At 51.0% G+C, this 12,146-nt stretch carries 9 protein-coding genes; 4 read left to right on the top strand and 5 right to left on the bottom strand.

The window, feature by feature from the left end:
• Position 1: 1 nt before the first annotated feature.
• Positions 2-4,459: a glutamate synthase large subunit gene (gene gltB / locus M2371_RS13620; RefSeq protein ID WP_259267946.1), complete on the bottom strand. Its 4,458-nt coding sequence runs from the start codon at positions 4,457-4,459 to the stop codon at positions 2-4.
• A 680-nt stretch (positions 4,460-5,139) separates the two neighbouring features.
• Between gltB and M2371_RS13615 the strand changes: the two genes are divergently transcribed.
• From M2371_RS13615 to mtgA, 4 genes are all read left to right on the top strand, one after another.
• On the top strand, positions 5,140-6,072 hold the full coding sequence (locus tag M2371_RS13615) for a TIGR01212 family radical SAM protein (protein WP_259267945.1): 933 nt from the start codon (positions 5,140-5,142) through the stop codon (positions 6,070-6,072).
• 61 nt (positions 6,073-6,133) lie between these two features.
• Positions 6,134-8,482: an aerobic respiration two-component sensor histidine kinase ArcB gene (gene arcB, locus M2371_RS13610; RefSeq protein WP_259267944.1), complete on the top strand. Its 2,349-nt coding sequence runs from the start codon at positions 6,134-6,136 to the stop codon at positions 8,480-8,482.
• Positions 8,483-8,717: 235 nt separating this feature from the next.
• Positions 8,718-9,371 (top strand): isoprenoid biosynthesis glyoxalase ElbB, encoded by a 654-nt coding sequence (elbB, locus tag M2371_RS13605; RefSeq protein ID WP_259267943.1) that lies wholly within the window; start codon positions 8,718-8,720, stop codon positions 9,369-9,371.
• Positions 9,368-10,096 carry a monofunctional biosynthetic peptidoglycan transglycosylase gene (gene mtgA, locus M2371_RS13600; RefSeq protein ID WP_259267942.1) on the top strand — a complete coding sequence of 243 codons (729 nt, stop codon included), beginning with the start codon at positions 9,368-9,370 and terminating at the stop codon, positions 10,094-10,096. Before elbB ends, mtgA begins: the two co-directional genes overlap by 4 nt.
• A 1-nt stretch (position 10,097) precedes the next feature.
• Here the strand turns inward: mtgA and npr are convergent, their stop codons facing one another.
• From npr to hpf, 4 genes are all read right to left on the bottom strand, one after another.
• Positions 10,098-10,370 carry a PTS phosphocarrier protein NPr gene (gene npr / locus M2371_RS13595; RefSeq protein ID WP_034498868.1) on the bottom strand — a complete coding sequence of 91 codons (273 nt, stop codon included), beginning with the start codon at positions 10,368-10,370 and terminating at the stop codon, positions 10,098-10,100.
• Positions 10,367-11,221, bottom strand: coding sequence for an RNase adapter RapZ (rapZ, locus tag M2371_RS13590; RefSeq protein ID WP_034498867.1), 855 nt, complete (start codon positions 11,219-11,221; stop codon positions 10,367-10,369). The genes npr and rapZ overlap by 4 nt, the downstream gene beginning before the upstream one ends.
• A gap of 53 nt (positions 11,222-11,274) precedes the next feature.
• Complete coding sequence (ptsN, locus tag M2371_RS13585; RefSeq protein WP_172893111.1) at positions 11,275-11,766, bottom strand: PTS IIA-like nitrogen regulatory protein PtsN; 492 nt, start codon at positions 11,764-11,766, stop codon at positions 11,275-11,277.
• Between the two features lie 82 nt (positions 11,767-11,848).
• Complete coding sequence (gene hpf / locus M2371_RS13580; protein WP_034498864.1) at positions 11,849-12,136, bottom strand: ribosome hibernation promoting factor; 288 nt, start codon at positions 12,134-12,136, stop codon at positions 11,849-11,851.
• Positions 12,137-12,146: the final 10 nt, after the last annotated feature.

Genomic DNA, 12,146 nt, shown 5'->3' with positions numbered 1-12,146 from the left:
CTTACTGCGCCTGCACCCGCAACTCGGCGGCGCTTCGACTACGGTGACCCAACAATGCTTTGACATCACTGGACTTCGGTTTAACCAACGTGAATTTCGAGGCAAATGCCGGCCAGTTAGCCAGAATTTCTTCGCCGCGCTGGGAACCCGTCAGCTGCACATGCTCGGTAATCATACCGCGCAGGTGTTCTTCGTGGATGGCCAGTTCTTCAACATTGATAAGCTCAACCAGCTCAGGGTTAACGCGTTTACGGAAATCGCCGTCTTCATCGAGCACATAAGCGAAACCACCGGTCATACCTGCACCGAAGTTCACGCCTGTTTTGCCGATGATGCAGACAATACCGCCAGTCATGTATTCACAACCGTTATCGCCAATGCCTTCAACCACAGTAATAGCACCGGAGTTACGCACGGCGAAACGCTCACCTGCGCGGCCAGCAGCATAAAGTTTGCCACCGGTTGCACCGTACAAACAGGTGTTACCGATGATAGTCGCTTCATGGCTGCGGAAGGCCGAGCCAACCGGAGGACGCAAGGAAATCAGACCGCCTGCCATACCTTTGCCAACATAGTCGTTAGCATCGCCAGTCAGATGCAATTCAACACCACCCGCGTTCCACACACCGAAGCTCTGCCCGGCGGTGCCGCTGAAATGCGCTTTAATCGGATCGGCAGCCAGACCCTGATCGCCATTATGCGTCGCGATATAACCTGACAGCGTGGCACCCACTGAACGGTCGGTGTTGCGGATATCAAACCAGAACGTTTTGCTCTGCTTGTCGTCGACATACTGTTTCGCCTGAGCGAGCAGTTGCGCGTTCAGGTCGCCTTTATCAAATGGCGGGTTATTCTCGGTGCAGAACACCGCTTTGCCCGGCATAGGCTCAGCCGTTTTCAGCAGGTTAGACAGATCCAGGTTTTGCTGTTTAGCAGTAAAACCATCCAGCTCTTTGAGCAGATCGGTACGGCCAATCAGGTCGACCAGACGCTTCACGCCTAACTGCGCCATCAACTCACGGGTTTCACGAGCAATGAATTCAAAGTAGTTAGTCACTTTGAACGGCAGGCCGTGATAGTGGTTTTTACGCAGTTTTTCGTCCTGAGTTGCAACACCGGTTGCGCAGTTGTTCAGGTGGCAAATACGCAGGTATTTACAACCTAACGCCACCATCGGGCCGGTACCGAAACCAAAGCTTTCTGCGCCAAGAATCGCCGCTTTGATAATGTCTAAGCCGGTTTTCAGGCCGCCATCAACTTGCAGACGGATCTTATGACGCAGACCGTTAGCCACCAGTGCCTGTTGTGTTTCCACCAGGCCCAGTTCCCACGGGCAGCCGGCATATTTCACGGATGACAGCGGGCTTGCACCTGTACCACCGTCGTAACCGGCGATAGTAATCAGGTCGGCATAAGCTTTAGCCACACCGGTCGCGATGGTGCCAACGCCTGGTTCGGAAACCAGTTTGACGGAAATCATCGCTTTCGGGTTGACCTGTTTAAGGTCGAAAATCAGCTGCGCCAAATCCTCGATAGAGTAAATATCGTGATGCGGCGGTGGCGAAATCAGCGTAACGCCAGGCACGGAATAACGCAGTTTTGCGATATACGGCGTGACCTTATCACCCGGTAGCTGGCCGCCTTCGCCTGGTTTTGCACCTTGCGCGACTTTAATCTGGATAACATCAGCATTCACCAGGTAAGCCGGAGTGACGCCGAAACGACCAGAAGCGACCTGTTTGATACGGGACACTTTATTGGTGCCGTAACGAGCAGGGTCTTCACCGCCTTCACCGGAGTTAGAATTCCCGCCGATGCTGTTCATTGCTTCTGCCAGGGATTCGTGTGCTTCCGGGCTTAATGCGCCGATAGACATCGCCGCAGTGTCAAAGCGCTTGTACAGCTCAGTGGCTGGCTCCACGTCTTCGATTCTGACTGTTTCACCTTGCGGATCGAGTGCAAGCATATCGCGCAGTGTTGCCACCGGGCGCTCGTTCACCAGCTTCGCGTACTCCTGATAATCTTTGTACTCGCCGCTGTTAACTGCTTTTTGCAGCGTCTGAACCACGTCAGGGTTATAAGCGTGATATTCGCCACCGTGGACGTATTTCAGCTGACCACCCTGATCCAACGGCTTACGGGCGAGCCATGCGCGTTTAGACAGGTTCAGCAAATCTTGTTGGAAGTCGTTGAAGCCTGCACCACCAATACGGCTAACAACGCCCTGGAAGCACAGCTCAGAAACTTCTTTATGCAGGCCAACCGCTTCAAACAGTTTCGAGCAACGATAAGAGGCGATAGTCGAGATGCCCATTTTGGACATGATCTTGTACAGCCCTTTATTGATGCCGTTGCGGTAGTTCTGCATCACTGCGCGGTAAGATTTTTCAATCGCGCCGTTATCAACCAGTTTCGCCAGCGTTTCGTAGGCGAGGTACGGGTAGATTGCCGTCGCGCCAAAGCCGAGCAGAACAGCGAAGTGGTGCGGGTCACGCGCACTTGCCGTTTCAACGATGATGTTGGCATCGCAACGCAGGTTTTTCTCAACCAGGCGAGTCTGAATCGCACCCACAGCCATTGGCGCAGGAACCGGCAGGCGATCTTTCGCGATGTTACGGTCGGACAGCACCAACAGAACAGTACCGTTGCGTACCATGCGCTCAGCTTCATCGCACAGTGCTGAAACTGTTGCGTGCAGTGACTGAGCAGAAGCATCGTAAGTGATGTCCAGCGTGTCTGCGCGATAGTGCTGTTCTTCAAGCGAGGTCAGCTGTTGGAAATCAGACCACAGTAGAATTGGCGATTTGAAGCTCAGGCGGTGCGCCTGGCCTTCTGCTTCACAGAAGACGTTCATTTCACGGCCAATGCTCGTCGCCAGAGACATTACGTGTGCTTCACGCAGCGGATCGATTGGCGGGTTGGTCACCTGCGCAAACTGCTGGCGGAAGTAGTCGTAAATAATACGTGGCTGGCTGGAGAGCACGGCAAATGGGGTATCGTCACCCATTGAACCGACCGCTTCCTGGCCATTTTCACCCAACACGCGAATGACAGAATCCAGCTCTTCGCTGCTGTAGTTAAACTGTTTTTGGTAGCTTGCGAGCGTATCGTCATCCATCTCGCGCGAGCCAACTTCTTCGTCTGGCAAATCTTCAAACGGCACCAGGCGACGAACGTTGTTCTCCATCCACTCTTTATACGGGTGGCGGCCTTTTAAATCGGCATCGGTTTCAGCGGAATGCAGAATGCGACCGATACGCGTGTCGATAACCATCAACTCGCCAGGGCCGACGCGGCCTTTTTCCACCACTTCGTCAGGCTGGTAATCCCAGATCCCAACTTCAGAAGCGCAAGTAATCAGCTTATCTTTAGTGATGACGTAGCGCGCCGGACGCAGGCCGTTACGGTCCAGGTTACAGGCGGCGTAGCGCCCATCGGACATAACGATACCGGCCGGACCATCCCATGGCTCCATGTGCATGGAGTTAAAGTCAAAGAACGCACGCAGCTCGGGATCCATGTTCGGGTTGTTCTGCCAGGCTGGTGGCACTAACAGACGCATTGCACGAACGATATCCATCCCGCCAGCCAGCAGCAGCTCAAGCATGTTGTCCATGGAGCTTGAGTCAGAGCCCGTTTCGTTAACGAATGGCGCTGCGTCATGCAGGTCTGGGATCAGTGGAGTCTGGAATTTATAGGTACGTGCACGCGCCCACTGGCGGTTACCGGTGATGGTGTTGATTTCACCGTTGTGTGCCAGGTAGCGGAACGGTTGAGCCAGCGGCCAGCGTGGCACGGTGTTGGTGGAGAAACGCTGGTGGAACAGGCAAATTGCTGATTCCAGGCGTAAGTCCGCCAGATCCAGGTAAAAGCGCGGCAAATCTGCCGGCATACACAGACCTTTATAGATATTGACCAGGTTTGAAAGACTACATACGTAGAAGTCTTTGTCCTGAATACGTTTCTCAATGCGACGGCGAGCAATGAACAGGCGACGTTCCATATCACGTGGACGCCAGCCAGCCGGGGCATTAACAAAAATTTGTTCGATGCGAGGCTTTGAGGAGAGGGCGATTTCACCGAGTACGTCTTCATTGGTTGGCACTTCGCGCCAGCCAACAATCGACAGGGTCTCGTTTTGCAACTCTTCTTCAACGATGCGGCGGCTTGCGCTCGCCAGAGCGTCGTCTTTATTTAAGAAAATCATGCCGACGGCATAATTTTTTGCCACACGCCAGCCACGCTCTTCCGCAACGATTCGGAAGAAACGGTCAGGCTTTTGTAACAGCAGGCCACAACCATCACCGGTTTTACCATCGGCGAGGATTGCTCCACGGTGTTGCATTCGGGCCAGTGCGTGAATAGCAGTACGCACTACCTTGTGGCTAGGTTCGCCTTCTATGTGGGCGATCAGGCCGAAACCACAGTTATCCTTCTCAAGGGATTTATCGTACAACATATCAGTGAACCTCCCCAGGCTCTACGTGATTCCCGATACCGATTGCGTCCAGACGCAGCAAGGGCATGGCGACGGGGTTTGCGCATCTACGCTTACCTCGCGTGTCGCCCTCTTTATGTCTAACGCATCCGGTTGCACAAGTATTGAGGACTTGCTTTAGAGGGAATCTTAATTACTGCATAAATATGATGGGCACAGAACCCATCCAGAAAGCTTCCAGCGGATTTCCAAGTTATCGGGAAAGCGCACACAGGTCAAATGGCATTCTTATTTATACGAATATGTGCTAAATGACATTTAACATTATGAAATTAAACATTTTATTATCATTTTTATCGTATTTAAACGGCAGGGGAATCGCTTGGGTTATGTGATCTCTCTCACTGTATGAGAGGCTGCAAAATTCCAGACCATGCTGGCAATGATGTTATTGGCAGGATCTTATGCTAACAACGCGGTTTCGCGTGTTGTATGACACTGTTTTTCACAAGGTGACATATTCTTTAAAAATAGCGGGTCAACATAAGGAAAAGTAATCATCTTTTAGATGCGTAAAATTGCACTAATTGTGAATTTATATTCAATAGATAAAGCTGCGCCGGAGCGATTGATCCAGGTCATCGCTAAATTGGGCAGATAATGGCAGGCTACGTCCCTTTTACAGGGCGGCCCATCAGATTATGCAGTTACAAAAATTAGTCAATATGTTTGGTGGCGATCTTCAGCGTCGGTATGGTCATAAAGTCCATAAACTCACGCTGCACGGCGGTTTTAGCTGCCCAAATCGTGATGGCACAATTGGTCGTGGCGGTTGTACTTTCTGCAATGTTGCGTCATTTGCGGATGAAGCCCAACAAAATCACTCTATCGCCGACCAACTCGAGCGCCAGTCGCAACTCGTCAATCGCGCTCAACACTACCTTGCCTATTTCCAGGCATACACCAGCACATGGGCCGAAGTGCAGGTGCTGCGCTCGATGTATCAACAGGCTGTCAGCCAGGCGAGCATTGTGGGGTTATGCGTCGGGACACGCCCGGATTGCGTACCGGATAGCGTGCTGGATTTGCTCAGTGAATATCATGAAAAAGGCTATGAGGTCTGGTTAGAACTGGGACTGCAAACGGCACATGATAAAACGCTGCATCGTATCAATCGCGGGCATGATTTTGCCTGTTATCAGGAAACCACTCGCCGCGCTCGCGCACGTGGCCTGAAAGTCTGTAGCCATCTGATTGTCGGCCTGCCGGGTGAAGGGCAGGAGCACTGCATGGAGACGCTGGATAAAGTGGTTGAAACCGGCATTGATGGCATCAAGCTCCACCCTCTGCACATAGTGAGTGGCAGCACGATGGCTAAAAGCTGGCAGGTAGGGCGCTTACAGGCAATTGAATTAGAAGAGTATGCGACAACTGCCGGGGAGATGATTCGCCATACTCCGCTTGATGTCGTCTTCCATCGTATTTCGGCTAATGCCCGCCGACCCACGTTGCTGGCACCGCTGTGGTGTGAGAACCGCTGGAGCGGAATGGGGGCGATTGATAGCTATCTCAATGAGCACGGTACGCAAGGCTCGGCACTCGGTACCCCGTGGAACCCGACAATTCTGTTGTAAATCCTGAGCGTGAGATCTTTTTGCGGTATATTTAGCAGATTGAAGGCGAGGGAAACGTTCCATGAAGCAAATCCGGTTACTGGCACAATATTACGTTGATTTGATGGTGAAGCTCGGATTAGTGCGCTTCTCTTTGTTGCTGGCCTCCGCCCTGGTGGTGCTGGCTATCGTGGTGCAAATGGCCGTGACGATGCTGTTGCGCGGCCAGGTTGAAAGCATTGATGTTGTGCGCTCCATCTTTTTTGGCCTGTTAATTACGCCATGGGCCGTCTATTTCCTTTCTGTGGTCGTTGAACAACTCGAAGAATCGAGGCAGCGGCTGTCAAAACTGGTGCAAAAACTCGAAGAGATGCGCGAGCGAGATCTGAAACTCAATGTGCAGCTCAAAGACAATATCGCGCAATTGAACCAGGAAATTGCTGACCGTGTGAAAGCGGAAGACGAACGTCAGACGATGCTTGAGCAGCTCAAAGTTGAGATGCAGGAACGCGAAGAGACGCAAATCCAGCTTGAGCAACAATCTTCTTTTTTACGGTCATTCCTCGATGCCTCTCCAGATTTGGTTTTCTATCGTAACGAAGACAAAGAGTTCTCAGGCTGTAACCGCGCGATGGAACTGTTGACCGGTAAAAGTGAGAAGCAGCTGATAAGCCTGAAACCGGAAGATGTCTATTCGCCAGAAGCGGCGCAGAAGGTTATCGAAACCGACGAGAAAGTGTTCCGTCATAATGTGTCGCTAACTTACGAACAATGGCTGGATTACCCGGATGGGCGCAAAGCCTGTTTTGAAATTCGTAAAGTGCCTTATTACGACCGCGTGGGTAAACGCCATGGTTTAATGGGCTTTGGCCGCGACATTACCGAGCGTAAGCGTTACCAGGATGCGCTTGAACGCGCCAGCCGTGATAAAACCACATTCATTTCGACGATCAGCCATGAACTGCGTACGCCGCTAAACGGTATCGTCGGCTTAAGCCGCATATTGCTTGATACCGAGCTTAACCCGGAACAAACCAATTACCTCAAAACGATTCATGTTTCAGCGATAACTCTGGGTAATATTTTCAACGATATCATTGATATGGATAAGCTTGAGCGCCGCAAGGTTCAGCTTGATAACCAACCAATCGATTTCACCAGTTTCCTTGCTGACCTGGAAAACCTTTCTGGTTTGCAGGCGCAGCAAAAAGGACTGAAGCTGGAAATGAACCCGACATTGCCGCTGCCACATAAAGTGGTGACGGACGGTACGCGCCTGCGCCAGATCCTCTGGAATCTCATCAGCAACGCCGTGAAATTTACGCCAAAAGGTGGCCTGGTTTCGGTGCGCGTGCGTTATGAAGAAGAAAATACCTTACGCTTTGAAGTCCAGGATTCTGGCATTGGCATCCCGCAGGATGAGCAGGACAAAATCTTCGCTATGTACTATCAGGTGAAAGATAGCCACGGCGGTAAACCGGCAACGGGTACCGGGATTGGTTTGGCGGTGTCGCGCCGCCTGGCGAAGAGTATGGGCGGTGATATTACCGTCAGCAGTAAGCCGGGCGAAGGCTCGCTATTTACCTTGACCATTCAGGCTCCTCGCGTGGCGGATGAAATCGAAGACACGCTCGACGATGACGAAATGCCTCTGCCTGCATTGCACGTTCTGCTGGTGGAAGATATTGAACTCAACGTGATTGTTGCGCGTTCGGTGCTCGAGAAACTTGGCAACAGCGTAGACGTTGCGATGACAGGTAAAGAGGCGCTGGAAAAATTCACCCCAGGTGAGTATGACCTGGTGCTGTTGGACATTCAGTTACCTGATATGACTGGGCTGGATATTTCCCGGCAACTGACCACGCGTTATGCGCGTGAAGATTTACCACCGCTGGTGGCATTGACTGCTAACGTATTGAAAGATAAAAAAGAGTATCTGGATGCTGGCATGGACGACGTGCTGAGCAAACCCCTCTCGGTTCCGGCGTTAATGGCGATGATCCAAAAATTCTGGGACAACCAACAGTCAGAGTCTAAGAAGGAGTCTCAAGTGCCTCAAGTTAATAGTGAAAAACAGCAAGCATTGCTCGATATCCCCATGCTTGAGCAGTATATGGAGCTTGTCGGACCAAAACTGATTACTGATGGGCTGGCGATGTTTGAAAAAATGATGCCGGGCTACCTGAGTGTGCTGGACTCCAATATGACGGCTCGCGACCAGAAAGGGGTTGTGGAAGAGGGGCATAAGATTAAAGGCGCTGCGGGTTCTGTAGGGTTGCGCCATTTGCAGCAAGTTGCCCAGCAAATTCAGTCACCGGATCTACCAGCCTGGTCGGAAAACGTGGGTGAATGGATTGAAGAGTTGAAACAAGAATGGCAGCACGATGTTGACGTTTTGAAGGCTTGGGTCGCAAACGCTCCCAAAAAATGACCCCGGATAAACCGGGGTGCGCGAATTCTGCGCCAACACCAGGGAAAAAGTAGGCTGCGCCGTTGAGTTATAAGTCTTTATCCAAATGGCGCAGCCGATAATCTCGTGTGCTGCTCAGGCATTAAGATAGCAAATCTTAAATAGTTTGTTACATGAAACAGTAAAATGTGTGAAGCATAGCGATCAAATCGTCATAACTAATGATGGAAGTCGCGTGATGAAAAGGAATAGCTGAATGAAGAAGATTGGTGTGGTGCTCAGTGGTTGCGGGGTCTACGACGGAAGCGAAATTCAGGAAGCTGTTATTACCCTGTTAGCAATCGCTCGCTCTGGCGCTGAAGCTGTTTGCTTTGCACCCGACAAACCTCAAGCAGATGTTATTAATCACCTCGCTAATAATGAGTCTTTAGAGCATCGAAATGTGCTTGTTGAGGCGGCTCGAATCACCCGTGGATTGGTGACGCCATTGGCGCAGGCCGATGCCAGCAAATTGGATGCGCTGATCGTTCCCGGTGGTTTTGGGGCAGCGAAAAACCTGTGCAATTTTGCAAGTCTTGGCAGCGAGTGCGTGGTTGATGCTGATTTGCGTCGCCTGGCTCGCGATTGCCACGATCAGGGCAAGCCGCTCGGCTTTATCTGTATTGCCCCGGTGATGCTGCCAAAAATTCTCGATGTTCCGGTGCGTTTGACCATCGGCACTGATATTGATACGGCAGAAATTGTTGAAGAGATGGGGGCTGAACATGTTCCGTGCCCGGTTGATGACATCGTGGTTGATGAAGAACACAAAGTGGTGACGACGCCTGCTTATATGCTGGCCACACGCATTGATGAAGCGGCATTGGGTATAGAAAAACTGGTGGCTCGCGTTGTGAGTATGACTGCATGAAGAAAGGGCGTGTTGCGCTCTTAGGCACCCTCAAGCGTTGGCTATTACGCTTTGCGCTGGCGCTGGTGGGAGTTTGGTTGGCAGGGATAATCCTGTTCAGCTTTATGCCGGTACCGTTTTCGGCAGTTATGGTCGAACGGCAATTCAGCGCCTGGTTCTCAGGTGATTTTGGTTACGTGGCGCATTCCGATTGGGTCAGCATGGACGAAATCTCACCGTGGATGGGGCTTGCAGTTATTGCGGCAGAAGATCAGAAATTCCCGGACCATTGGGGGTTTGATGTTTCCGCGATTGAAAAAGCCATTGCACACAATGAACGCAATGAAAATCGCGTTCGCGGTGCGTCAACGCTTTCCCAGCAAACGGCGAAGAACTTGTTTTTATGGGATGGGCGGAGCTATGTTCGCAAAGGCCTGGAAGCGGGTTTAACACTCGGTATGGAAGTGGTGTGGACGAAACGCCGGATCCTGACTGTTTATCTGAATATCGCAGAATTTGGAGAGGGGATTTTTGGCGTGGAAGAAGCTTCGCAGCGTTACTTCCATAAACCAGCAAGTCGCCTGACGGCCTCGGAAGCCGCTTTGCTTGCCGCAGTATTACCTAATCCAATCCGCTTTAAAGCGAATGCGCCTTCAGGTTATGTTCGGCAACGCCAGCAATGGATTTTGCGCCAGATGCGCCAGCTAGGTGGCGAATCGTTTATGGCGCAGCATGAGTTGAAGTGAGTTAATCTTCGTCAAAACCGGCATTGAACAGCGCGATAACCGCGTTCAATGCTTGTTCTTCTTCAGGCCCGGTGACTTCAATTTCAATGTGGCCACCTTTGGCTGAATCTAGCATCAGTAGTGCAATCACACTATTAGCTTCGGCTTCGGTTCCGGCCTCGTTACGCAATATCACTTCGGCATCAAAACTTTGCACCAGTTCGAATAGTTTCATAGCCGGGCGCGCATGCATGCCCAGCTTATTGGTGATCTCAACGGTTTGTTTTACGGTCATGGTTTGCGTTTTTCCAGCGTACGGTGACGGGACTGCACGTTTTTCCCGCGTGAGCGGAAATAGTCTGCCAACTGCTCTGCAATATAAACCGAACGGTGTTTACCGCCAGTACAACCAATCGCTACAGTCAAATAGCTGCGGTTGTTGGTTTCCAGCATCGGTAACCAAAGCTCAAGATAGCTACGCGTCTGGTAGATAAAGTTGTGTACTTCGGTATGACGATCAAGGAACGCCGCAACAGGCCTGTCGAGACCCGTCATTGGACGCAGTTTTGGATCCCAGTGCGGGTTTGGCAGGAAGCGCACGTCAAATACGTAATCTGCATCAATCGGAATGCCGTGCTTAAAGCCGAAGGATTCGAAGACCATCGTCAATTCACGTTCACGCTTGCCGAGCAGACGAGTCCGTAACATTTCCGCGAGTTCATGCACCGACATTTCAGAGGTGTCGATGATTAAATCGGCTCTGGATTTCAACGGTTCCAGCAGATCGCTTTCTTCATCAATCGCACTCTCCAGCGACAAGTTTTTACTGGAAAGCGGGTGTAAACGGCGTGTGTCGCTATAACGACGAATCAGCGTGTTGCGATCGGCATCGAGGAACAGCAATTGCGGAGAAAATGAATCAGGTAGATTGGTCATCGCCTGTTCAAAAATTTCCGGGTTTTCCGGCATGTTACGCACGTCGATGCTGACTGCCGCAGAAATTTGTCGTTCTGCGAGAGTTTTGGCAAGATCAGGCAACAGCACCACTGGCAGGTTATCTACACAGTAGAATCCCATATCTTCTAGTGCACGCAAGGCTACAGACTTCCCTGAACCAGAGCGGCCGCTGACAATCATCAGCACCATTTTATCACTCCCCCAACTTCTCTTGCTGTGGCACGTACATGACCGCAGCCAGATTATTCACTTTCACTACCATGTTCGGTTTCGGTAATGATCTGATAAAGCTCTTCATCGCTCTGCGCTGAACGCAGTCGTCGGCAAATCGTTTTGTCCGCCAGACGTTTTGCTACCAAAGACAAAGTGTGCAAATGTGTTTTTGTCTGATCGGCCGGAACAAGTAGCGCAAACATCAGGTCGACCGGCTGATTATCAATAGCATCAAACGCGATAGGGGTTTCCAGTTTAATAAACACCCCTACGGCGCGGGTGGTATCTTCTTCCAGTTTTCCGTGAGGAATGGCGATACCATTGCCGATACCGGTACTACCCATGCGCTCACGCGTCAGTACCGCCTCAAAGACGACTTGAGGTGGCAGACCGAGCTGTTTCGCCGCGAGTTCACTGATAATTTCCAGCGCACGTTTCTTACTTTGGCAATGTACATTGCTACGGGTACATTCTTTGTTCAGGACATGACTAAGTTGTAGAGCAGAATCGTTGTTCATCATAAGTTCACCTAAGCACTCTGTTGTGGCAACGGCCCGTTACTTCCGTAACGAGCCGTGAATGCCAAAACCGTTGCCTGGATTATCAGTGTTGTTTTAGTTTATCTTTATGTTTGGTTAACTGGCGCGCCAGTTTATCAATCAGACCGTCAATCGCTGCATACATATCCTGCCCTTCAGCGCTGGCATGTATTTCACCACCATTGATATGAAGTGTTGCGTCGGCAATATGCGTGACTTTTTCCACTTTTAACACAATATAGACTTGGTTAATCCTATCGAAGTACTGCTCCAGTTTGGCAAACTTCGTGCTCACAAAATCGCGCAGTGCGTCAGTGATTTCGACGTTTTGTCCTGTAATGTTGAGCTGCATAGTGTCTTCC

Origin of the sequence: Buttiauxella sp. BIGb0471, assembly GCF_024807715.1 — a bacterium.
Lineage (GTDB): Bacteria > Pseudomonadota > Gammaproteobacteria > Enterobacterales > Enterobacteriaceae > Buttiauxella > Buttiauxella agrestis.
This window is presented reverse-complemented; position numbering and strand designations above follow the sequence as displayed.